At 63.3% G+C, this 23,577-nt stretch carries 21 protein-coding genes; 4 read left to right on the top strand and 17 right to left on the bottom strand.

The genetic code is table 11. The features are described 5' to 3' along the window. Nucleotides 1–100 precede the first annotated feature (100 nt). From ACIPHM_RS08935 to ACIPHM_RS08925, 3 genes are all read right to left on the bottom strand, one after another. On the bottom strand, nucleotides 101–1,882 hold the full coding sequence (locus ACIPHM_RS08935; protein ID WP_400327057.1) for an acyl-CoA dehydrogenase: 1,782 nt from the start codon (nucleotides 1,880–1,882) through the stop codon (nucleotides 101–103). Nucleotides 1,883–2,073: 191 nt separating this feature from the next. Beyond that, entirely contained in the window at nucleotides 2,074–3,006 is a 933-nt protein-coding gene (locus ACIPHM_RS08930) for an electron transfer flavoprotein subunit alpha/FixB family protein (protein ID WP_400327056.1), read from the bottom strand. 12 nt (nucleotides 3,007–3,018) lie between these two features. Continuing rightward, nucleotides 3,019–3,768 (bottom strand): electron transfer flavoprotein subunit beta/FixA family protein, encoded by a 750-nt coding sequence (locus ACIPHM_RS08925; RefSeq protein WP_400327054.1) that lies wholly within the window; start codon nucleotides 3,766–3,768, stop codon nucleotides 3,019–3,021. Nucleotides 3,769–4,137: 369 nt separating this feature from the next. Between ACIPHM_RS08925 and ACIPHM_RS08920 the strand changes: the two genes are divergently transcribed. Together ACIPHM_RS08920 and ACIPHM_RS08915 are read left to right on the top strand one after the other, a co-directional pair. Further along, nucleotides 4,138–5,052 carry a lysophospholipase gene (locus tag ACIPHM_RS08920; protein WP_400327052.1) on the top strand — a complete coding sequence of 305 codons (915 nt, stop codon included), beginning with the start codon at nucleotides 4,138–4,140 and terminating at the stop codon, nucleotides 5,050–5,052. A gap of 133 nt (nucleotides 5,053–5,185) precedes the next feature. Continuing rightward, nucleotides 5,186–5,956, top strand: coding sequence for a ferredoxin--NADP reductase (locus tag ACIPHM_RS08915; protein WP_400327051.1), 771 nt, complete (start codon nucleotides 5,186–5,188; stop codon nucleotides 5,954–5,956). Between the two features lie 51 nt (nucleotides 5,957–6,007). On the opposite strand, the gene ACIPHM_RS08910 is transcribed toward ACIPHM_RS08915, so the two are convergent. Both ACIPHM_RS08910 and ACIPHM_RS08905 read right to left on the bottom strand, forming a co-directional pair. After that, the gene (locus ACIPHM_RS08910; RefSeq protein WP_400327485.1) at nucleotides 6,008–6,829 is read right to left on the bottom strand and encodes an enoyl-CoA hydratase; all 822 of its coding nucleotides are present in this window, start codon (nucleotides 6,827–6,829) and stop codon (nucleotides 6,008–6,010) included. A 136-nt stretch (nucleotides 6,830–6,965) separates the two neighbouring features. Then, on the bottom strand, nucleotides 6,966–7,889 hold the full coding sequence (locus ACIPHM_RS08905) for a histone deacetylase family protein (protein ID WP_400327049.1): 924 nt from the start codon (nucleotides 7,887–7,889) through the stop codon (nucleotides 6,966–6,968). Between the two features lie 456 nt (nucleotides 7,890–8,345). Between ACIPHM_RS08905 and mltB the strand changes: the two genes are divergently transcribed. Beyond that, nucleotides 8,346–9,605 (top strand): lytic murein transglycosylase B, encoded by a 1,260-nt coding sequence (gene mltB / locus ACIPHM_RS08900; protein WP_400327047.1) that lies wholly within the window; start codon nucleotides 8,346–8,348, stop codon nucleotides 9,603–9,605. A 128-nt stretch (nucleotides 9,606–9,733) separates the two neighbouring features. Here mltB and cysM read toward each other — a convergent pair whose 3' ends face one another. From cysM to cmk, 10 genes are all read right to left on the bottom strand, one after another. Then, nucleotides 9,734–10,636, bottom strand: coding sequence for a cysteine synthase CysM (cysM, locus tag ACIPHM_RS08895; protein ID WP_400327046.1), 903 nt, complete (start codon nucleotides 10,634–10,636; stop codon nucleotides 9,734–9,736). Between the two features lie 141 nt (nucleotides 10,637–10,777). After that, nucleotides 10,778–11,575, bottom strand: coding sequence for a ComEA family DNA-binding protein (locus ACIPHM_RS08890; RefSeq protein ID WP_400327044.1), 798 nt, complete (start codon nucleotides 11,573–11,575; stop codon nucleotides 10,778–10,780). Nucleotides 11,576–11,802: 227 nt separating this feature from the next. After that, a complete protein-coding gene (rfaD, locus tag ACIPHM_RS08885) occupies nucleotides 11,803–12,807 on the bottom strand; it encodes an ADP-glyceromanno-heptose 6-epimerase (RefSeq protein ID WP_400327041.1) in 1,005 nt (334 codons plus the stop codon). Next, on the bottom strand, nucleotides 12,804–13,793 hold the full coding sequence (gene rfaE1 / locus ACIPHM_RS08880; RefSeq protein WP_400327039.1) for a D-glycero-beta-D-manno-heptose-7-phosphate kinase: 990 nt from the start codon (nucleotides 13,791–13,793) through the stop codon (nucleotides 12,804–12,806). Before rfaE1 ends, rfaD begins: the two co-directional genes overlap by 4 nt. A gap of 17 nt (nucleotides 13,794–13,810) precedes the next feature. Next, nucleotides 13,811–15,184 (bottom strand): UDP-glucose dehydrogenase family protein, encoded by a 1,374-nt coding sequence (locus ACIPHM_RS08875; protein ID WP_400327036.1) that lies wholly within the window; start codon nucleotides 15,182–15,184, stop codon nucleotides 13,811–13,813. A gap of 21 nt (nucleotides 15,185–15,205) precedes the next feature. Beyond that, nucleotides 15,206–16,381, bottom strand: a complete 1,176-nt coding sequence (lapB, locus tag ACIPHM_RS08870) for a lipopolysaccharide assembly protein LapB (RefSeq protein WP_400327033.1) — start codon at nucleotides 16,379–16,381, stop codon at nucleotides 15,206–15,208. Between the two features lie 60 nt (nucleotides 16,382–16,441). Beyond that, complete coding sequence (locus tag ACIPHM_RS08865; protein WP_400327030.1) at nucleotides 16,442–16,735, bottom strand: lipopolysaccharide assembly LapA domain-containing protein; 294 nt, start codon at nucleotides 16,733–16,735, stop codon at nucleotides 16,442–16,444. Between the two features lie 248 nt (nucleotides 16,736–16,983). After that, a complete protein-coding gene (locus ACIPHM_RS08860; RefSeq protein ID WP_017232087.1) occupies nucleotides 16,984–17,277 on the bottom strand; it encodes an integration host factor subunit beta in 294 nt (97 codons plus the stop codon). Nucleotides 17,278–17,289: 12 nt separating this feature from the next. Continuing rightward, nucleotides 17,290–18,993, bottom strand: a complete 1,704-nt coding sequence (gene rpsA, locus ACIPHM_RS08855; RefSeq protein WP_400327027.1) for a 30S ribosomal protein S1 — start codon at nucleotides 18,991–18,993, stop codon at nucleotides 17,290–17,292. 114 nt (nucleotides 18,994–19,107) lie between these two features. Further along, complete coding sequence (gene cmk / locus ACIPHM_RS08850) at nucleotides 19,108–19,803, bottom strand: (d)CMP kinase (RefSeq protein ID WP_400327024.1); 696 nt, start codon at nucleotides 19,801–19,803, stop codon at nucleotides 19,108–19,110. A 111-nt stretch (nucleotides 19,804–19,914) separates the two neighbouring features. On the opposite strand from cmk, the gene ACIPHM_RS08845 reads away from it, so the two are divergent. Then, a complete protein-coding gene (locus ACIPHM_RS08845) occupies nucleotides 19,915–21,240 on the top strand; it encodes an Nramp family divalent metal transporter (RefSeq protein WP_400327021.1) in 1,326 nt (441 codons plus the stop codon). Nucleotides 21,241–21,377: 137 nt separating this feature from the next. Here ACIPHM_RS08845 and aroA read toward each other — a convergent pair whose 3' ends face one another. Both aroA and ACIPHM_RS08835 read right to left on the bottom strand, forming a co-directional pair. Further along, entirely contained in the window at nucleotides 21,378–22,700 is a 1,323-nt protein-coding gene (gene aroA / locus ACIPHM_RS08840) for a 3-phosphoshikimate 1-carboxyvinyltransferase (RefSeq protein ID WP_400327018.1), read from the bottom strand. Continuing rightward, nucleotides 22,700–23,572 (bottom strand): prephenate dehydrogenase, encoded by an 873-nt coding sequence (locus ACIPHM_RS08835; RefSeq protein WP_400327015.1) that lies wholly within the window; start codon nucleotides 23,570–23,572, stop codon nucleotides 22,700–22,702. Before ACIPHM_RS08835 ends, aroA begins: the two co-directional genes overlap by 1 nt. Nucleotides 23,573–23,577 lie beyond the last annotated feature (5 nt).

Below are 23,577 nucleotides of genomic sequence, written 5' to 3'. Positions count from 1 at the left end.
TTTTTTCGTCGGTCGGCAGCGTCCCCATTCCTCCCGCGTCACACAAAAGCAAAGGCGACCCGCAGGTCGCCTTTGCTGTTTCGCGAGACGCGCTCAGCCATCAGAACTGTGCTTCGTTCAGCGACAGTGCCGAGTCGGCGCCCTCGGTGATTGCCTGTGCGATGCCCGGTGCCTGCGTGAGGATGTGATCCGCGAAGAATCGGGCGGTGCCGATCTTGGCATCGTAGAACGACGGATCCTGATCTCGCAGCTTCTGCGCCGCGAGCAGCGCACGTCCCATCTGCCAGCCCCCCAGCACAATGCCCGCGAGCTTCAGATACGGCACGCTGCCGGCGAACACGGCATTGGCATTGTCCTGCGTGTTCGAGAGCACATAGTCGACGACGATCGTCAACGCGGCGCGGCCCTTCGCCAGACGTTCCGCCACGGCTTGCGCAACGCCCCCCGCGGCACGCAATTCGTTCTCCGTTGCCTCGATCTGCTCGCACAGTTCACGCGCCACCTTGCCACCGTCACGCAGCGTCTTGCGGCCGATCAGGTCGTTTGCCTGAATCGCCGTCGTCCCTTCGTAGATGGGAAGAATGCGCGCGTCGCGGTAGTACTGCGCCGCCCCCGTCTCCTCGATGAAGCCCATGCCGCCATGCACCTGCACGCCGAGGCTCGCCACCTCCAGCGACATCTCCGTGCCCCAGCCCTTCACGATCGGCACGAGGAATTCGTAGACGGCCTGCGCACGCTTGCGCGTTTCGTCGTCAGCCGCGTGGTGACCGATATCGGCCTGCGCGGCCGCAACGTAAGCGAGTGTGCGCGCGCCTTCGGTCAGCGCGCGCATCGTCATGAGCATGCGCTTGACGTCGGGGTGATGAATGATCGTCACGGCCTCGCGCGAGGAGCCGTCCACCGGACGGCTTTGCAGACGATCGCGCGCATACGCCACCGCATGCTGATACGCACGCTCGGCGACGGCCACGCCTTGCATGCCGACCGCGAAACGCGCGGCGTTCATCATGATGAACATGTATTCGAGGCCGCGATTTTCCTCGCCGACGAGATATCCCGTCGCGCCACCGTTGTCGCCGAATTGCAGCACGGCCGTAGGACTCGCCTTGATGCCGAGCTTGTGCTCGATGGACACGCAATGCACGTCGTTACGCGCACCGAGCTTGCCCTGCGCGTCGACGTTGAACTTCGGCACGATGAACAGCGAAATGCCCTTCACACCGGCCGGCGCATCCGGCGTACGGGCGAGCACGAGGTGGACGATGTTCTCGGCCATGTCGTGTTCGCCAAACGTGATGAAAATCTTCGTGCCGAAAATGCGGTAGGTGCCGTCGGCCTCGCGCTCGGCGCGCGTACGCACCATGGCGAGATCTGAGCCCGCTTGCGGCTCGGTCAGGTTCATCGTGCCGGTCCACTCGCCCGAGAGCAGCTTCGGGACGTAGAGGGCGCGTTGCTCGGCGGTACCGGCGGTGAGCAGCGCCTCGACCGCACCGTCGGTGAGCAGCGGGCACAGCGCGAACGACAGGTTCGCTGCATTGAGCATTTCCGTGCAGGGCGTGGCGACGAGCTTGGGCAGCCCCTGACCGCCGAACGCCTGCGGATGCAGTACCCCCTGCCACCCGGCCTCGGAAAACTGACGGAACGCTTCCTTGAAACCCGGCGTGGTCGTGACGACGCCATCCTTCCACGTGCTCGGCTGTTGATCGCCGATGACGTTCAGCGGTGCAAGCACTTCCTGATTGAAGCGAGCCGCTTCTTCGAGCACAGCTTGCGCCGTATCGGGCGAGGCGTCCTCATAGCCCGGCAGCGCAGAGATGCTCGGCAGGTCCGCCAGTTCGTTCATCACGAACTGCATGTCCTTGATCGGGGCCTGATAACTCATGTCGTTCCTCCAAGGGATTCCGATTGCCTTCGGATGGTGGCGAATGCCGGGATTCTTATTGTTCTGTTTTTTGTTCGACCGATTCGCATGAAGACGCCCCGCCATGGCTGGCTTCGCCTCCTCATGCGAATCGGCTGCGGGATCGGCGCCCGCAGCCTCACGTCTCTTACGTGCCTGGCAAGCTCAGCCGCTTACAGCGCAGCCGTCAGCTCCGGCACCACCGTGAACAGATCGCCCACCAGACCGTAATCCGCCACCGAGAAGATCGGTGCTTCCGGATCCTTGTTGATCGCCACGATCACCTTCGAATCCTTCATCCCCGCCAGGTGCTGAATCGCCCCCGAGATGCCCACCGCCACGTACAACTGCGGTGCCACGATCTTGCCCGTCTGGCCGACCTGATAGTCGTTCGGCACATAACCGGCATCGACCGCCGCGCGCGAGGCGCCCAGCGCCGCACCCAGCTTGTCCGCCAACGGCTCCAACACCTTCGTGTAGTTCTCGCCGCTGCCCAGACCCCGGCCGCCCGAGACAATGATCTTCGCGCTCGTGAGCTCCGGACGGTCCAGCTTCGTCACCTCGCGGCCCACGAACTTCGACACACCCGCGTCCGGCGTCGCAGCTACGGTTTCCACCGCCGCACTGCCACCGGTGGCCGCCGCCGGGTCGAAGCCCGTCGAGCGCACCGTAATGACCTTCACCTTGTCTGCGCTTTGCACCGTCGCAATCGCGTTACCCGCGTAGATCGGGCGCTCGAACGTATCGGCGCTGTCGACCTTCGTGATATCCGAAATCTGCGCGACATCGAGCAGCGCGGCCACGCGCGGCGCGATGTTCTTGCCGTACGCCGTGGCCGTGGCCAGGATGTGCGAATAGTTGCCCGCGATCGACACCACCTCGTCGGCGATGTTCTCCGCCAGCCCGTCGCCAAAGTACGGCGCATCCGCCAGCAGCACCTTCTTCACGCCGGCAATTTGCGCGGCAGCGTCGGCGGCCGCGCGAGCGTTGCTGCCCGCAACCAGCACGTGCACGTCGTCGCCGCATTGCAGCCCTGCCGTCACCGTGTTGAGCGTAGCCGCCTTGATCGATTGGTTGTCATGTTCTGCAATGACCAGAATGCTCATCTCGTCGTCTCCTTAAATGACCTTGGCTTCGGTCTTCAGCTTCTCGACGAGCGTTGCCACGTCCGCCACCTTCACCCCCGCGCTGCGCTTGGGCGGCTCGGCCACCTTCAGCGTCTTCAGGCGCGGGCTCACGTCCACGCCCAGATCCGCCGGCTTGACGCTCTCCAGCGGCTTCTTCTTCGCCTTCATAATGTTGGGCAGCGTCACGTAACGCGGCTCGTTCAGGCGCAAGTCCGTCGTGATCACCGCCGGCAGCGACAGCGACACGGTCTCCAGACCGCCGTCAACTTCGCGCGTGACCTGCGCGCGGTTGTCCGCCACCGTCACCTTCGAGGCAAACGTTGCCTGCGGCAGCTTCGCCAGCGCCGCGAGCATCTGACCAGTTTGATTGGAATCGTCGTCGATCGCCTGCTTGCCCAGGATCACCAGTTGCGGCTGCTCCTTGTCGACGATCGCCTTGAGCAGCTTGGCCACCGCCAGCGGCTGCAGCGCTTCGTCCGACTCGATCAGGATCGCGCGATCCGCACCGATCGCCAGCGCCGTGCGCAGCGTCTCCTGCGACTGCGCAACCCCCGCCGACACCGCGATCACTTCCGTCGCCACGCCCGCTTCTTTCAGGCGCACCGCCTCTTCCACCGCGATTTCGTCGAACGGATTCATCGACATCTTCACATTCGCTATGTCGACGCCACTCCCGTCGCTCTTCACGCGAACCTTTACGTTGTAATCCACTACCCGTTTGACCGGTACCAGGATCTTCATGAACTCGCTCCAAAGTTACGTTTACGTCAATCCGCTGCCATTATAACCACACGGCCAATGACGCATTAATTGCATATTTGATGCATTTTGTGGCGAAGATTCCTGCAGTTCTTTCGATTGGCCACGAATGCACGATCCCTACGAAAAGTGGCGCCGGAGCCAGACCGGACGCGCTTGCCCAACGTCACCCCGCCCCGAACGATCGTGCTATTTTTATGCAAATCGCGGCGCACAGCCAGTTTCCTTGTGGTGCGTTTCCTCTAGAGAAATCGCCCCGTCGTACGGACGGCTATGATCGAATGGCGCACCCGATAATCGCAATGCCGTCGCACGCATGACGGCCACCCGGCCAACGCGCCAGGAGGAGACATGACCACCTATTCGGAATCGCGTCTGCAAGCCAGCGACGGCCTCTCACTGCACGCCCATCGATGGCAGCCGGATACCGGCGGCGAGCCGCTGCGGGCGGTCGTCGCCATCGTTCACGGCATGGGGGAACACGGCGGACGTTACGCGCGGCTGGCTGAGCACTTCGCGGCCCATGGCATTGCCACCGTCTCCTACGATCTGCGCGGGCACGGACGCTCCGGCGGTGCCCGCGTCTTCGTCAAGCATTTCGACGAATATCTCGACGACACGGAAATCTTCCTCACGCACGTACGCACCACCTTCGGCCCGACACCGCTATTCCTGCTCGGTCACAGCATGGGCGGCGCCATCGCGGCGCTGTTCGTCATCACGCGAGCGCCCGCGAATGTGCACGGCCTGATGCTGAGCAGCCCGGCGTTTGCGCCCGGCGAACCCGTTGCTCCCTGGCTGGTGACGGTGGGACGCTGGGTGTCGCGCTGGCTGCCGAAAATCCCCGTCTTCAAGATCGATCCGGCCATGATTGCGCGTGACGAGGCGGTGGTGGCGGCAGCGAAAAAGGATCCGCTCAACGCCTATCGCGGCACGCCGGCACGCACCGCCGCCGAGTTGCTCGACGCGATGACACGGATTCACGCCAATGCCAACGCGCTGCATTTGCCGCTCTACATCTTTCACGGCACGGCCGACCGACTCACCGCGCCGTGGGCGAGCGAACAATTCCACGGCAACGCCGGCTCGCAGGACAAGACGCTGCGCCTCTATCACGGCCACTTTCACGAAACGCTCAACGACCTCGACCGCGAGAAGGTCATCAACGAGCTGACACGGTGGCTGCTGCGACACTTGCCCGATACCCCTGCGGCATCGTCGGCCCGGCCGCATCAGCCAGCATTGGGTGCACACGACAGCGCCTGAGCCTCGGCTCAGTCGACACGGTGTCACGAGAGGCGACGAGCGCGCGGAACCCCGCACGCAAGCAGGGTCTCGGCACGCAATACCGCCCTGCACGTTACACTGAAGCCGTGTGGAATCGCGAGGAGCCTCCGGCATGCAAGCGCAGACGAAATACTCACCGCAAACGGTCACCGGCATGCATTTCTGGACGCCGACGATCTTCAGCATCAAGACCACGCGCCCGCCCGGCCTGCAATTCACGGCCGGGCAGTTCGTGCGAATCGGATTGCCGGGTGACGACGGCGAATTGATCTGGCGAGCCTTTTCCTTCGTGAATTCGCCCGCCGAAGATACGTTGGAGTTCTACGTAATTACGATTCCGGAAGGGCAACTCACACCGCGTCTGTCGCAACTCAAGGTTGGCGACGCACTATTCGTCGACCACACCGCCTACGGCTTCCTCACGCTCGATCGCTTCACCGGCGGCAACGACCTTTGGCTGCTCGCCACAGGCACCGGCCTCGCGCCCTTCGTGTCGATTCTGCGCGATCCGGCCGTGTGGCAGCGCTTCGAACGCATCTTCGTCGTGCACAGCGTGCGATGGGAGCGCGATCTGGCTTACTACGAAGCGCTCAAACACTTCTCTCATCCGGACGTCGATCCGTCACTGCTGGGGAAACTTCACTTCGCGGTAAGCGTAACGCGCGAGCAAACGCCCGGCGCGCTGTACGGACGCATCACGTCGCTACTGGCTTCGGGAGAACTGGAAAAGGCGATGGGCGCAACGCTCGATCCGGCCACGTCGCGCATTATGGTGTGCGGCAATCCGGACATGATCAAGGAACTGCGCGCCTGGTTCACCGGCAATGGCTATGCGGTGAGCCGCACGGCAACGCCCGGGCCGCTCGTGCTCGAAAAGCAGTGATAGGAGGTGCGGACTGATGCGGACCGAGGCGCACGCCCGGCCTGTGCGGCGTCAGTCCGCCGGCTTCGCCCAGTCGGGCGGGCGCTTCTCGATGAACGCCTGCACGCCTTCGAGCGCACACGCGTCCATCATGTTGCAGGCCATCGTCTGCCCGGCCATCTGATACGCCGCCTCGATACCCGTCTCGGCTTGCCGGTAGAACAACCCTTTGCCCGCCGCCACGGCCGCCGCAGGTTTGGCAAGAATCGAGCGGCACAGCGCCGCCACTTCCGCGTCGAGTCGCTCCATCGGCACCACCCGGTTGACGAGACCGCGCTCGCGGGCCGTCTGCGCATCGATGAAGTCGCCGGTCAGCAGCATCTCCATGGCCTGCTTGCGCGTGAGATTGCGCGAGAGCGCAACGCCCGGCGTTGCACAGAACAAACCGACGTTGATGCCGGAGACCGCGAAACGCGCCACCGACGTCGCGACCGCCAGATCGCACATCGCGACCAACTGACAGCCCGCTGCCGTCGCGATGCCGTGCACACGCGCGATGACCGGCTGCGGCATGCGCTGCATCGTCAGCATGACGCGCGTACATCGATTGAACAGCGTGCGGTAGTAGTCGAGCGACGGCTCGGCGCGCATCTCCTTGAGATCGTGGCCCGCGCAAAACGCAGGCCCCGCAGCGGCGAGCACAACGACGCGTGCGCGCTCATCGCGGGAGATGTCGTCGAGCGCGCGTTGCAGCGCGTCGAGCATCGCTTCGGACAGGGCGTTGAAATGACGTGGACGATTCAGCGTGAGTGTGACCACGCCGGCCAACTCGCCTTCACCAGGGCTGACGAGAAGCAGCGGTGCGGCGGCCGCGGTCGTTTCAGATGACGTCATCATGTTTGTCTCCTGAGCGGCATGGCGCTGTGCCGTCTGCGTCACGCCGCGAGGCGATATATGCCGATGTGTGCTGTATCGCGCCCATAGTACGCGTGGCGCTTCGCGTCATCACACACGCGTCGAACGCCGTCCATCAGACGTCGGCGAGCACCTTCAGGTGCGCCACGACACTGCGTCCGAGCGCCGAGAGGTTGTAGCCGCCTTCGAGGCAGCTCACGATGCGCCCCTTGGCGTGACGATCCGCAATGGCCTTCACTTCCTTCGTGATCCACGCAAAATCCGCCTCGGTCAGCCCCAGGCCGCCGAGGTCGTCTTCGCGGTGCGCGTCGAAGCCCGCCGAGAAGAAGATCATCTCGGGACGGAAGGCGTTGAGCCGCCCCAGCCAGCCGTACTCGATCGCCTCACGTGCGGCCATGCCGGACGTGCGGGCTTCCAGGGGAATATTGAGCATGTTCGGCGCGGGATCGTTGGCGCCGGAGAACGGATAGAACGGGTGCTGGAAAATGCCGCACATCAGCACGCGCTCGTCGTTGCCGAAAGCCGCTTCCGTGCCGTTGCCGTGGTGCACGTCGAAATCGACGATCGCCACGCGCGAGAGCCCATGCACTTCGAGTGCGTGAGCCGCCGCAATCGCCACGTTGTTGAACAGACAGAAGCCCATCGCACGTGTGGGCGTGGCGTGGTGACCCGGCGGGCGCACGCTGCAAAACGCGTTGTCGAGTTCACCGCCCATGACGGCATCGGTCGCTGCAATTGCCGCGCCCGCCGCACGCGTTGCCGCGCGCCACGAGTACGGATTGAGCAGCGTATCGGGATCGATTGGGAAATAGCCTGATTCGGGGATGTTGTCGCGAATAAAATCGATGTGCTCCTGCGTGTGCACGAGCCGCAGGCTGGCCTCGTCTGCCGCCGGGGCTTCGCGGCGTTCGAGCAGGCCGTCGATGCGTCCGGCGATCAGTTGGTCTTCGATCGCGCGCAGCCGCTCGGGGCATTCCGGATGCCACTCTCCCATCTCGTGACGGATGCAATCGGGGTGCGTATAAAACCCGGTAGCCATTCGTTGTGTCGCCTATCGCTTCGAATCGTTATATTGGGACGGGCGGGGGATGCCCGCCGCGCCGTGGTCTCCACGTCCGGTAGCGGCCGGGCGTAGAGCCTGGCGCACGGTGCCGCACATCACTGGCACACGTGTGCCGATGGCCGGCATCCCCCATGAACACTGTCACGGACAGTGCACAGGCCTTAAGGTATCACAGGTGCACTCGGTTATACTGCCAAGCAGTCTCACAGCAGACCCGTGTCAGCCGGCAAGCGCCGTTCTCCCGAAATTCGGGACGGCGGGAACTGGCATGAATGGTTGATGCTCCAGCCAGCAACACGCGTCGCGACGTATGCATCGGCAACGCCGACCGACGACGTCGACGCGCAACGACGAGAGCCTCAACACGACTCACGCGATGGCGGCCCGACGGGTTGCGTCGCACTCGGACTTCATACAGGCCTGACAGACAGCATGACATCACCGGTACGGATGTACGACTCTCTTTCGCTGGCGCGCACGCGCCTCCCCCATCGACCGGACACTGGCCGCCATCACGCGGTGGCCGCTCTCGGCAACCCCACCCCGCAACAGCGTTGGCAGCGCCCGCGTTCCGCCCGCGCGCTCGGCACCGTCCGTGCATTCGGTGTCGCGCTGTGCATCGGTGCCATGGCACTGACGAGCGTCGGCACGCAGGCGCAGACTCGCGCCAGGCAGACCGCCCAGCAGAGCTCGCAAACGGAGTTCGAGGAAGAAGTCGTGCCGCAGCGCTACGCGGCGAACCCCGACGTCGATGCGTTCATCAACGACATCGTCGCGCGCGACGGCTTCGATCGCAGCGAGTTGCAGAAGGTCTTCTCGCGCGTCGTGTTCTCGCAGACGGCGGCGCGTCTCGCCGCACCGCCTGCCACGCCGGGCCAGAAGAACTGGACGAAGTACGAGAAGAACTTCCTCGACAATACCCGCATCAACGGTGGCGTGCGCTTCTGGAATCAGAACGCCGCAGCGCTTGCGCGCGCCGCGAAGGCGTATGGCGTGCCCGAGGAGATCATCGTCGCCATCATCGGTGTCGAGACGATCTACGGGCGCAACATGGGCAACTTCCGCACCATCGACGCGCTCACAACGCTCGCGTTCGACTATCCGCCCGCACGCAACCGTTCGGAGCGCATGGCGCTGTTCCGCAAGGAGCTGGAGAACCTGTTGCTGTACGCACGCGAGCGCGGCGTCGATCCGTTCAGCATCTACGGCTCGTATGCGGGCGCTATCGGCATTCCGCAGTTCATGCCGTCGTCGATTCGTAACTACGCGGTCGACTTCAGTGGCGATGGCAAGATCAATCTGACGACCGACGTGGCTGATGCCATCGGCAGCGTTGCCAACTTCCTCAAGCAGCACGGATGGCAGCCGGGACAACCGGTGGTGTGGAACATTGCGGCCGATCGCGGCAGTCAGGGGCTCGCAGAAGCAGGCGCCGACGGACAGCCCGAGCCGCACTGGAAGCTCAGCGACTTCATCAAGGCAGGCATGCTGATGAACGAGCCGCGACTCGATGTCGGTTCCGCGCTCGACACGCCGGTGCTCATCGTCGATCTGCCGACGCCGGGTCAAGCAACGCAGTACCGCATGGGCCTCACCAACTTCTATGTGCTCACGCGCTACAACCGCAGCTTCTTCTACGCGATGTCGGTGTACGACCTGGCCGACGCGATCAAGGCGGCACGGGCGCCGTGATGCTTGAGCCCTGACGTCTAACGCCTCGAACGCCTGACACCGGTCAGCGTCACCATGAAAAACGGGACCCTCGGGTCCCGTTTTCGTTTGTCGCACCGCAAGCGGCTTGTGGCGTCATGCCGCACACGTCATGCGGGGAACACGCCGGTCGACAGATAGCGATCGCCGCGGTCGCAAACGATGAACACGATCGTCGCGTTCTCGACTTCATGCGCCAGATTCAGCGCGATCTGGCACGCGCCGGCGGCCGAGATACCGCAGAAAATGCCCTCTTCCGCTGCGAGACGGCGCGCCATGATTTCCGAGTCGGCCTGCGTCACCGAGATGGTGCGGTCCACGCGTGCGCGGTCGAAAATCTTCGGCAGATAGGCTTCCGGCCACTTGCGAATGCCCGGAATACGCGAACCCTCGGCCGGTTCTGCACCGATGATTTGCACGGCCTCGCTCTGTTCCTTCAGATATTGCGAGACGCCCATGATGGTGCCCGTCGTGCCCATCGCGGAGACGAAGTGCGTAATGCGTCCTTCGGTGTCGCGCCAGATCTCCGGACCGGTGCCTTCGTAGTGCGCGAGCGGGTTGTCCGGATTGGCGAACTGATCGAGGATGATGCCGCGTCCGTCGCGTTGCATCTGCTCTGCGAGGTCGCGCGCGTACTCCATGCCGCCCTTGACCGGCGTCAGGATGATTTCGGCGCCATAGGCCCCCATGCTCTGGCGACGCTCGATGGAGAGGTCTTCCGGCATGATCAGGACCATCTTGTAGCCGCGAATGGCGGCGGCCATCGCCAGCGCGATACCGGTGTTGCCGGAGGTCGCTTCGATCAGCGTATCGCCCGGTTTGATGCGGCCGCGCAATTCGGCGTGCTTGATCATCGACAGCGCCGGACGATCCTTCACCGAGCCCGCCGGGTTGTTGCCCTCGAGCTTGCCGAGAATCACGTTGTTGCGGCGGCGGATTTCGTCGTCGGGCAAACGCACCAGTTGCACCAGCGGCGTATTGCCGATGGTGTCTTCGATAGTCTTATAGGCCATTGCGCTAAGCTTTTTCGGTCGGGAATCGAAACATTCTAATCCACCGGCCATGACCGCGCTCAGGGTAAGGTCTCGCGGCCGGGTGTCGCGTGGGGGCGAGCCCGGCCGGTTGGGGTGTCAGAAGGGCAAAAGGTCGGAAAATCAGAGCGTCGGTGCGCTGGCCGCCGCCGGGGCCTTGGCCTTCTTCGATCGGGACGACTTGGTCGAGCCACCGTCAGCGGCCGCCGCCGGCGCAGATGCCGACGACGGTGCGGCGGACGCCGTCGCACCGCTCTTGGCGCCCTTGGTGGCCTTGGCATCCTTGTCGCTCTTGGCATCCTTCGACTTCTTCGGCCTGGCAGCCTTCGTATCCTGCGCACCGGCGGCCGACGCTGCCCCCGGCACCGGATTGCCCGGCTTGGCCGCCATAGCGCTCCCCCCCGGCGATGCCGGCATCATGGTCGTGCCTGCGGCGGGCGTGGGCGTCTTCTGCGTGGACGTTGCCGGCACCGTGGCAGACGGTGCCGCCGGTGCGGAGGGCTTGGCCGCCGTAGCAGGCTTCGCCGACGTGGCGGGTGCGGGCGCGGGTGCGGGCGCAGGTGTCTGGGCAGCAGACGGTGCCGGCTTGGCTGGCGCAGCAGCGGCCGGCGGCGTCTTTGCCGGAGCGCTCTGGGCCGCAGGCGCCGCAGCACCGCCCTGTCCATTGATCGTCATGCCTTCAGACTGAAGCGAGGTGACGGATTTGGCGCCTAGCCCTTTGACGCGCTTGGCGACATCGGCCGCATCCTTGTACGGGCCGTGGGCGTTACGTTCATCGATGATGGCCTTGGACTTGACCGGCCCGATGCCCTTGAGCGTTTCGAGCTGGGTCTGATCGGCGGTGTTGATGTCGACAGCGGCCATCGCCATGCCGCAGAGGGTGAAAAAGGTAACAACCGCCAGCAAAAGTTTGCGAAGCATGATCTGTTCCTTGTGAGGTCACTCGGGTCGATATCCTCCCTACGCCGCTCCATCGGACACCCCCGATACTTCCTTAACGCCCCAAACCTTCCCCGGATGACAGGCGGGGAACCTCGGGGGAACCCGATGCCCCCGATACACCCGGGGCCCCTGACAAAACGGGGAGCCGTCTGGCTCCCCGTCTGTCCGGCAACGCGCCCGGACAAGCCCGGGCATTCGCTTGGAACTTACTGCGCGAGCAGCCAGCGCACGTAACGTGCAACGCCCTCGCCAACCGTGTAAAACGGCTGTTGATAGCCGCCGGTCTGACGCAGATGCTCGATGCTCGCCTGCGTGAAGCACTGATACTTGCCGCGCAGGGCGTCCGGGAACGGAATGTACTCGACAACCCCCTGCTTGACCATCTCCTCGAGCGAGAGCGGCGCTTCGCCCGCTTCCTCACGCAACGTGTTGATCACGGCGATGGCGATGTCGTTGAACGGCTGCGCACGGCCCGTGCCGAGGTTGAAGATGCCGCTGCGCTCCGGATGATCGAAGAAGTGCAGATTCACCTTCACCACGTCTTCGACCGACACGAAGTCACGGCTTTGCGTACCGGCCGCGTAGCCGTTGTACTCACCGAAGAGCTTCACGCGGCCATTGGCGCGGAATTCGTTGAAATTGTGGAACGCCACCGAGGCCATACGCCCCTTGTGCGCTTCACGCGGCCCGTACACGTTGAAGTAGCGGAAACCGGCGACCTGACTCGGCAGCTTGCCGCCAGCGTCGCGCATCGCACGGCGCACGATCTGGTCGAACAGGAATTTCGAGTAACCGTAGACGTTCAGCGGCTTTTCGTACTCGCGCGTTTCCACGAACGTTTCCGAGGCTCCATACGTCGCCGCAGACGACGCATACAGGAACGGCACGGTCTGCGCCTGACAGGCTTCGAACAACGCACGCGTGTAGCGGAAGTTGTTCTCCATCATGTAGCGGCCATCCGTCTCCATCGTGTCGGAGCACGCCCCTTCGTGGAAAATCGCGCGCACGCGACCGAACTCGCGACGCTGAAAACGCGCGACGAAGTCGGTCTTGTCAAGGTAGTCGCTGATCTCGCAATCGACCAGATTTCGGAATTTATCGGCGCGGGTGAGGTTATCGACCGCGACGATGTCGGTCTCTCCACGCTCATTGAGGGCTTTGACGAGGTTGGCGCCGATGAAGCCCGCGGCGCCCGTCACGATGATGGTCATGTCAGCTCGGAAAAGAGTTCGGTGTAGTCCACAGTCGCCGTGCCCAGCTTGCCCACGACGATGCTGCCCGCACGATTCGCGAGCACGACTGCCTGCGCAAGCGGCAGCCCGGCGGAAAGCGATGCGGCGAGTGTGGCGATCACGGTGTCGCCGGCGCCCGAGACGTCATACACTTCACGCGCCTGCGCCGGCACATGCAGTGCGCCGCCGTCGGTAAAGAGCGTCATGCCTTCTTCCGAACGCGTGAGCAGCAGCGCTTCGAGACTGAGCGACTCGCGCAGATTCTGCGCACGAACCGTCAGGTCGTCTTCCGAGCGCCATTCGCCTACCACCTGTTGCAACTCCGAGCGATTCGGGGTCAGGATGGTCGCGCCGCGATAACGCTCGTAATCGCTGCCCTTCGGGTCGACGAGAACCGCCTTGCCCGCCGCGCGTGCCGCTTCGATCATCGGCTGCACATGCGTGAGACCGCCTTTGGCGTAGTCCGAGAGCAGCACGACGTCGTAGCTTGCCAGCAGTTGACGATACTGGTCGAGCACCGCCAGCAGCACTTCGCGTGCCGGCTGATTCTCGAAGTCGATGCGCAAGAGTTGCTGCTGGCGCGACACGATGCGCAGCTTGATGGTCGTGGCCAGATCGGCGTCACGCGTGACGAACGCCGTCACGCCGCTCGCATCCAGCATGTCGACCACGCGCTCGCCCGGTTCGTCCTCGCCAAGTACGCACAGCAAACCGGCCTGCGCGCCGAGCGACGTAGCGTTGAGCGCCACGTTCGCCGCGCCGCCCAAGCGCTCTTCGTTGCGCTTGACGTGCACTACCGGCACCGGGGCTTCCGGCGAAATACGATTGACGTCGCCGAACCAATAGCGATCGAGCATCACGTCGCCGACGATCAGCACGCGTGCGCGGCTGAATGCCTCGCGAGGCACGTTGGGCACGCCGGGGGCCTGGACCGTACGGGTCAGCGAAATCGCCGTCGAAGTCATCCGTCGTTCCTCGAAATTCAGACTGCCGCGAACTGGCCGCGGCCAATGGCGTGGTACTCGATGCCGAGTTCCTTCATCGCTTCCGGCTCGTACAGGTTACGACCGTCGAAAATCAACGGCAGCGACAAGGCCGTCTTGACCTTTGCGAAGTCCGGGCTGCGGAACGCCTTCCATTCCGTGACGATGACGAGCGCGTCGGCGCCGGTCAGCGTGTCGTTCTGCGTGGCGCAGAATTCGATACGGGCATGCGCCTCGGCGTCATCTGCGAAGTCCAGCTCGATCACGCGGCGCGCCTCTTCGAGCGCCACCGGATCGTACGCGCGCACACGCGCGCCGCGACGCACCAACTCCGCAATCACACGACGGCTGGGCGCTTCGCGCATGTCGTCGGTGTTCGGCTTGAATGCCAGGCCCCACAGCGCGAACGTCTTGTCCTTCAGATCGTCGCCCAGACGCGCCACGATCTTGTCGATCAGCACCGCCTTCTGCGTCTCGTTCACGGCTTCCACGGCGTTCAGAATCCGCAGCGGCAGACCGTTGTCCTCGGCGGTGCGCACGAGCGCCTGCACGTCCTTCGGGAAGCAAGAGCCGCCGTAGCCGCAGCCGGCGTACAGGAAGTGGTAGCCGATGCGCGGGTCCGAGCCGATGCCCTGACGCACGTCTTCGATATCCACGCCGACACGGTCAGCGAGATTGGCCAGCTCGTTCATGAACGAGATACGTGTGGCCAGCATGGCGTTGGCGGCGTACTTGGTGAATTCGGCCGAGCGCACATCCATGTACAGCGTACGCTCGTGGTTACGGTTGAACGGCGAATACAGACGCTTCATCATTGCGCGCGCCTGCTGGCCGTCGGCATCGTCGTCCACACCGATCACAATGCGATCCGGACGCATGAAATCGTCCACCGCCGCACCTTCCTTCAGGAACTCCGGGTTCGAGACGACCGAGAACGACACGTCCTCGCCACGCTTGGCCAGTTCTTCTGCCACTGCGGCGCTCACCTTGTCTGCCGTGCCGACGGGCACCGTCGATTTGTCGACGATCACCTTGAAGCCTTTGGCATAACGGCCGATATTACGAGCCGCGGCCACCACATATTGCAGATCGGCGGAACCGTCTTCATCGGGGGGCGTGCCAACGGCGATGAACTGAACATCGCCATGGGCTACCGACGCTTCGACATCCGTCGAGAATTGCAGACGACCGGCTTCGCGGTTACGGGCGATGACTTCCTTCAGGCCCGGCTCGTGAATCGGCACGCCGCCGCTGTTCAGGATTTCGATCTTGCGGGGATCCACGTCCAGGCAGAACACGTCATTGCCGACATCTGCCAGACAAGCGCCCGTAACAAGGCCGACGTAACCGGAACCGATGATGGTGATCTTCATGATTTTGCGATTCTATAAAAATTAAGATGCTGCCGGCACGTCGGCACGGCGCGGCGTGTAGGTCTCCCAGCCGTTACAGCCGGGGCATTGCCAATAGAAAAGTCGCGCGCGGAAACCGCATTGATCGCAAACGTAACGTGGCAACGACTTGGTGCGCTGCGTAATGAGCTTGCCCATGAGTTGCAGATCGGACTGCGTATCGCCATGCGCCGTGGCGGCATGAGCCTCCAGCAGTCGCGCCATCCCCGGCGCGCTCGGCGCACGGTGCATTTGTTCGCGCATGAGCTTGAGGGCCGCTTCGGGGCCTTCGAGCGCCTGCGTCTTCTCGTAGACGATCTCCAGCAGATCATCCGACGGATTCTTGCGCAACGCCTCGCGCAACATGGCCAGCCCTTCCGATGCCCGGCCCAACGCCTCGTACGCTTTCATCACGCGCTTGGCCGCCAGACCAAGATACATCGGATTCTGTTGCTCGATGGTGCTCAACACACGCAACGCCCCTTCGGCATCGCCGGCCCCCAGCAGCATGTCGCCCCGCAGCAGCGGTGCGCGCACGTTCGCCGGATTGACCTCCAGCGCAGCCGCCAACTCAAGGCCGGCCGTCTCGGTGTCCTTGCGCTGCAAGGCTTCCTGCGCCAGTTCGCAATGGAACTGCGCGATCTCCTTGCGGTAGGACACCGCCGGATCGAGCTCGCTCAACGTCTCGGCTTCCGCGAGCGCCTTGCGCCACTCTTTCTCGATCTGATAGATCGTGAGCTTGGCGTGCTGCGCCGCCTTGGCGTACGCCCCCGTATGCAAGCGGCTGAAAGCCTCCTCTGCGCGATCGAGCAGGCCTGCCTTGAGGAAGTCGTGACCGAGTTCGTAGAGCGCGTGCTCCTGATCGGCTTGCGGCAGATCGTCGCGCGAGAGCAGGTTCTGATGCACGCGAATGGCACGTTCCGTCTCGCCGCGACGGCGGAACAGACTCCCCAGGGCGAAGTGCAGTTCGGTCGTCTCGGGATCGAGCTTGGCGACCTCGATGAAGGCGTCGATCGCCTTGTCCGGCTGCTCGTTCAGCAGGAAATTCAGGCCGCGGAAATAGGATGCCGGCAGAACGCGGCTCTCCGAGAGCAGGCTGCGCAGATCCAGTCGCGCAGCTACCCAGCCGCAGCCGAAGATCACGGGGATGGCAAGTAGCCACCAGACCTCGAATTCCATGAATGCGTGTTGTCGTTGAAACAGTCGATGAGGATGGCGAGAATCGGGTGCCGCGCCACCTTATACCGGCGGCAGCATCGGCGGCTGATCGCTCGCCTCGGGGTCCCGCTGAGCACGGGCCAGATCACGCCGCGTACGGCGCAGGTCGAGGCGTTGTCGCATCAGGCTCGGCAATGTGGCGAGCACGCCGATGACGCCACCGACCACGAAAAATGCCAGGCCGATCATGATGAGCGGTGCGGTCCACGTATGCCCTAGGAACAGGTTCAACGTGACCTCGCCGGTGTTCGCGAGCGCGAGACACAGCAACACCACGAATACGATCAGACGAACGATCCAAACAATCAGCTTCATGCCGAAAGGCTCCTGCGGCAGGCTTGCCGTATGTTTTGCGACTTGGGCCGCCCGCAAACGGCGTCGGCAGCACCGACGCACCGGGCTGGCGCGTGGGCGTATTGTACCGGATGTGCTCTGCGAGGCGTCGTTCCTGCAAAGGGCTTCACATTTCCGGCGTTTGTCCGCACCTACCTTTCGTTGACGGACGCCAGACGCAAAAAAAGCGCCCGAAGGCGCTTTTCTTGCGTAGTAGATCCCAAAGGGCCTTATTGGTCCGACGCCTTGTGATCAACCCGCTCTCGCAACTCCTTGCCAGGCTTGAAGTGCGGCACGAATTTCTCCGGCACCATCACTTTCTCGCCCGACTTGGGGTTGCGGCCGACGCGCGGAGGCCGACGGTTGAGCCCGAAGCTGCCGAAACCGCGGATTTCGATTCGATGACCGCGCGCAAGCGCATCGGCCATCGCGTCGAGAATCGTCTTCACCGCGAAATCGGCATCTTTGAGCACCAACTGGGGAAACCGCGCCGCCAACTGGTTGACCAATTCAGACTTGGTCATAGGCCTTGGACCTTACTGATTCTGGCTGTCCAGCTTGGCCTTGAGCAGGGCACCGAGGTTCGTGGTGCCGCTCGCTGCCGAGCTATCCGACGACATCTTGCTCATCGCTTCCTGTTGCTCAGCCGAATCCTTGGCCTTGATCGACAGGTTGATGTTGCGCGACTTGCGATCGATGTTGACGATCATGGCGTTGACGGCTTCGCCTTCCTTCAGCACGTTGCGGGCATCTTCCACACGGTCGTGCGAGATTTCCGAAGCGCGCAGGTAGCCTTCGACGTCATCGCCCAGCGACACAACAGCACCCTTCGGATCGACGGCCTTGATGACGCCGTCAACGATCGAGCCCTTGTCGTGAATCGCCACGAAGGTGTTGAACGGATCGCCTTCGAGCTGCTTGATACCCAGCGAGATGCGTTCCTTCTCGACATCGATGCCCAGAACCACGGCTTCGACTTCGTCGCCCTTCTTGTACTTGCGCACGGCTTCTTCGCCAGTTTCGCTCCACGACAGGTCCGACAGGTGGACCAGGCCGTCGATGCCGCCCGGCAGACCAATGAACACGCCGAAGTCGGTGATCGACTTGATTGCGCCCTTGATCTTGTCGCCCTTCTTGAAGTTGCGCGAGAAATCGTCCCACGGGTTCGGCTTGCACTGCTTCATGCCGAGACTGATACGACGACGGTCTTCGTCGATCTCGAGGACCATGACTTCGACTTCGTCGCCCAACTGGACAACCTTGGTCGGAGCAACGTTCTTGTTGGTCCAATCCATTTCCGACACGTGAACCAGGCCTTCGATGCCCGATTCGACTTCGACGAACGCGCCGTAGTCGGTGATGTTGGTGACCTTACCGAACAGGCGGGTGCCTTGCGGGTAACGGCGAGCAATGCCTTCCCACGGATCTTCGCCGAGTTGCTTGACGCCCAGCGAGACACGGCCCTTCTCTTGATCGAACTTGAGGATCTTGGCGGTGACTTCCTGGCCAACCGAGAGAACTTCGCTCGGGTGACGCACGCGACGCCATGCGATGTCGGTGATGTGCAGCAGGCCATCGATGCCGCCCAGGTCGACGAACGCGCCGTAGTCGGTGATGTTCTTGACCACGCCCTTGACGATCGCGCCTTCCTTGAGCGTTTCGAGCAGCTTGGCGCGCTCTTCACCCTGGGTAGCTTCGATCACGGCACGGCGCGACAGCACAACGTTGTTGCGCTTGCGGTCGAGCTTGATAACCTTGAATTCGAGGGTCTTGCCTTCGTACGGGGTCGTGTCCTTGACCGGACGCGTGTCAACCAGCGAACCCGGCAGGAATGCACGGATGCCGTTGACCATCACGGTCAGGCCGCCCTTGACCTTGCCGGTGATCGTACCGGTCACGAGGTCGCCCGACTCGAGGGCCTTTTCCAGTTGCAGCCACGAGGCCAGACGCTTGGCCTTGTCGCGCGACAGCACGGTGTCGCCGTAGCCGTTTTCCAGGGCGTCGATCGCCACGGAAACAAAATCGCCGGCCTGAACTTCGACCTCGCCCTGATCATTCAGGAATTCTTCGATGGGGATGTACGCTTCGGACTTGAGGCCGGCGTTGACGACCACGAAGTTGTGGTCAACCCGAACGACTTCTGCGCTGATGACTTCACCAGCACGCATGTCTTGACGGGAGAGCGACTCTTCGAAAAGCGCCGCGAAAGATTCGTTGGTCGAGGTTTGCAGGTCGGACATAAAAGTGGATTACGCCGCTGACGCGCGCCTGCCTAAGGGGGGCTGACGATCACGCACAACGGTTGGGTTAAAGGTTAGACAAAGCCAGACTGGGTGACTGCATGAAACACCCGGTCAGGCGCCTTGCGGGTACTGCACTTGCGCGAACCATTCGAGCACCTGAGCCACCGCCTGATCGACGTTGAGCCCCGATGTGTCGAGTACCCGCGCACCCTCTGCTGCCCTTAGCGGCGCCTCGGCCCGGGTACGATCCCGCGCATCGCGCGCCTCAAGATCCAGCATGAGACTGTCTATGTTAGCAGAAAATCCTTTTTCTATCAATTGCTTATACCGCCTCTCGGCACGAGCCTGCGGCGTGGCGGTCAAAAACACCTTCAGTTCGGCCTCCGGGAAGATCACCGTGCCCATGTCGCGACCGTCTGCGACCAGCCCGGGTGCGATCTTGAAGCCGCGCTGGAGCGCGGTGAGCGCCTGACGCACCGCCTTGTGCACCGCAATGCTCGATGCCCGGTTACCGATGGCCTCGGCCCGGATCGCGTCGGTGACGTCTTCGCCGGCCAGCCAGATACGCTGATCCCGAAAACGCACGTCGAGCGTCTCGGCAAGGACTGTCAACGCACTGACGTCGTCCGGATCGATCCCGTGACGAGCACTCGCCAGCGCAGTCAGCCGGTAAAGCGCCCCGCTGTCGAGGTAATGAAAGCCCAGCTCGTCGGCCACACGGTGCGCCACCGTGCCCTTGCCGGATGCCGTCGGGCCATCCACCGTAATCACCGGAATCGAGTCGTCCACCATCGTCAAATCAGGCATCCCTTCGTCTCTGTCTATCCAACACATTAAAAAATAAAACGCCCCATACAAATAATAATGATTATCATTTAGATATGGACGCCCTGCGCGCCGCCGGAAGATGTGACAGCCATGCAAAGCCGCGATTATCCCTTAGCCGGTCCCGAATGGGGGCCGCCACCCGATCCACAAAACAACACGCCGCGCCGTGCGCAGCGGTGGATGGGGTTTGCCGGAGCGGGCACGCTCATCGCCGTGGGCTATATGGATCCGGGCAACTGGGCCACGGCGATCGCCGGAGGTGCACGTTACGGTTACACGCTGCTGAGCGTAGTACTGCTCTCGAGCGTGATGGCGCTGTTGCTTCAATGGCTGGCTGCGCGCGTCGGCCTGGTGACCGGACGCGATCTCGCGCAACTCTCACGCACCCAGTATAGCCGTCGCACTTCGTTGGCGTTATGGGGGCTTTGCGAGATTGCCATCATTGCCTGCGATCTCGCCGAGATCATTGGCAGCGCAGTAGCCCTGCAATTGCTGTTCGGCTTGTCGCTGCCGGTAGGCGTGGTGCTCGCCGGTGCCCTCGCCTTTGCCATGCTCGGTCTGCAAGGCTTTGGGCAACACCGCCTCGAAGGTGCCGTTGCCGCGCTGATTCTGCTCACGGCGGGTTGCTTCGCCGCACAACTCGCGCTGGCCAACCCCGACTGGGGTGCTGCCGCTGCGGGTCTGCGCCCGCGCAGCGAAATCGTCGCCCAGGCAGGCATGCTCTGGCTCGCGACCGGCATTCTCGGCGCTACGGTCATGCCGCATAACCTCTATCTGCACTCGGCCCTTCTGCGCATGCGAGGCGAGGCCATGCCGGAGCGTACGCCGACCGCCATGGATCGCGCGCTTCGTACGACCCAATGGGATACCACGCTGTCGCTCGGTTTTGCGTTCCTGATCAACGCGGCACTGCTGATTCTGGCCGCTGCCGTGTTTCACGCCAGCGGCAATACGTCGGTGGAATCGCTCGGTGATGCGCACAAGCTCCTGGCCCCGCTGCTCGGCAATCAATGGGCGGGCGTGATGTTCGCGGTGGCGCTGCTCGCCTGTGGCCTGAACTCGACGGTGACCGCCACTCTCGCAGGGCAGGTCACAATGGAAGGCTTTCTGAACCTGCGCATGAAACCATGGCAACGCGCGCTCATCACACGCTCGCTGGCGCTGATTCCAGCCTTGCTGATCGTCGGCCATGGCGGCGAAGCCCAGACAACGAACCTGCTGATCTTCAGTCAGGTGATACTCAGCCTGCAATTACCGTTCGCCGTCATTCCTCTCGTACGGTTTGCGGGGGACGCGACGCTCATGGGCCAATGGCGGGTGCGCGGCGTGCTGCTTGCCTCGGCATGGCTCATTGCCGGCGCTATCGTCACGCTCAACGGCGTATTGCTTTGGCAGACGGTAACCGGGCAAGGATGACGGCATCCGTCACCGCGCGAAGCCGACATCGATGGCATGCCGGCGACCCTGCCCAATGCCGTGGGAAAGTCCCAGTGCCCGGCCCCCCCATAGCGGAGGCCAAACACTGAATTCACGTCGACGAACGTCGGGAAACGTTACGACGCCATCCGCGCAAACTCGGCGAAATACGTCGGGAACGTCTTGGCGACGCACTTCGGATCATTGATTGTCACCGGCACGCCGCCCAGACTCACAAGCGAGAAGCACATCGCCATGCGGTGATCGTCGTAGGTGTCGATGGCAGCATCCGGCGTAAGTGCTGCCGGCGGCGTCACGCGCAGATAGTCCGCGCCCTCTTCCACCGTGGCGCCGACCTTGCGCAACTCGATCGCCATTGCAGCCAGTCGATCCGTCTCCTTGACACGCCAGCTCGCCACGTTGCGTAACGTAGTCGTGCCGTCGGCAAAGAGGGCGGCGACGGCAATCGTCATTGCCGCATCGGGAATGTGGTTGAAGTCCATGTCCAGCGCGCGCAACTTGCCGGTCGGCGTGTCGATGCCGTGCACTTCGATCGCGTCTTCATACAACGTCACACGTGCGCCCATCGCCGCCAGCGCGTCGACAAAACGCACGTCGCCCTGAATGCTGTCGCGGCCCACCCCTTCCACGCGCAGCGGGCCACCACCGATCGCACCTGCCGCGAGGAAATATGACGCCGACGACGCATCCCCCTCGACACGGATCTCGCCCGGACTGCGGTACTTCGCACCATCGGCGCCAGCGGCCGGCAACGTGAATCGCGACCAACCATCCTGACGCACGTCGATACCAAAGCGACGCAGTAACCTGAGCGTAATATCGATGTACGGCTTCGAAATCAGTTCGCCCTCGACCTCGACGACGATCTCCCCCGTCGCAGACGGCAGCAGCGGCAGTGTAAGCAACAGCGCCGTAAGAAATTGACTCGACACGTCGCCGCGCACGCGGATCGGTGCGACGGGCGCCGCCACGACGGCCGGCTTGATATGCAACGGCGGATAACCAGCGTTGCCGAGGTAGTCGATCTGCGCCCCGAGCTGTCGCAAGCCATCGACCAGATCGCCGATCGGACGCTCGTGCATGCGCGCCACGCCGCGAACTTCGTAGTCGCCGTGACTCAGCGACAGCGCAGCCGTCAGTGGACGAATCGCCGTGCCCGCGTTGCCCATGAACAGCTTGGCCGCTTTCACGGGAAACACACCACCACAACCCTCGACGATGAAATCGCGCGAATCGCCGACCTGGGTGCATTTGACGCCAAGCACCGCCAAGGCGTCGAGCATGACTTGCGTGTCGTCCGATGCCAGCAATTCGCGCACGCGGGTGGTCCCGCGCGAGAGTGCAGCGAGCAGCAACACGCGGTTCGAGATACTTTTCGAGCCGGGCAGACGCAGCGTGCCTTCGGCGTGGCCGTACGGGCCAAGATCCAGCGTTTCCATTACTTTTCCTGTTGCTTGGCCCAGTCCGTTCGCGCCTGACTGGTGCGAGCGAACACGGCCTCGAGACCGGCACCATCGCCAGCATCGATCAATTGACGCAGCGAGCCGAGCGTGGCGAGATAGCCATCGAGCTCGGCGAGCAACGCATCGCGATTTGCCACGCAGATATCGCGCCACATTTCGGGGTTCGACGCTGCGATACGCGTGAAATCGCGAAAACCGCCGCCCGCGAATCCGAACTTCAATGCGGCGTCGGGGGCGTCGAGAATCTGCGCAATAAGCGCATAGGACAGCACGTGCGGCAAATGGCTCACCGACGCGAAAACGCGGTCGTGCTGCGTTTCGGTCATCTCCGAGACGCGCGCGCCCGTCGCCTCCCACATTGCCCGCACCCGTGCAACGTCGTCGCGACGATTGCCCGCCTGCGGGCACAGCACAACGCGCCGGTCGCGATAGAGATCCGCCTTCGCGGCATCGACGCCAGACAGTTCGGCCCCGGCAATCGGGTGGCCTGGCACGAAGCGCCAGACCTCGTCGCCCAGTTCGGTCTTCGCAGCGGCCACGGCGTCCGTTTTCGTGCTTCCTGCATCGGTCACGATGGTCTGTCCACCCAGATGCGGGCGAATGGCCGCGAACAACGCTGGCGTCTGCGCCACCGGTGCGGCCAGCAACACAATGTCGGCCCCGGCAACCGCATCGGCCATCGATGTGGCAGCGCGATCGATCACGCCAAGCTCGCAAGCTCGCGCGAGCGATGCCTCGGTTCGCCCCACGCCGACGACTTCCGTCACCGCTCCCGCCGATTTGAGCGCACGAGCCAGGGAACCGCCGATCAGGCCGACGCCGCAGATAACGAGTTTGTTCAGACTCATGATGT

It is taken from the genome of Pandoraea sp. NPDC087047 (assembly GCF_044745225.1).
GTDB lineage: Bacteria > Pseudomonadota > Gammaproteobacteria > Burkholderiales > Burkholderiaceae > Pandoraea.
The sequence above is the reverse complement of the archived record's forward strand: the minus strand, read 5'-3'. Positions and strand labels throughout refer to the sequence as shown.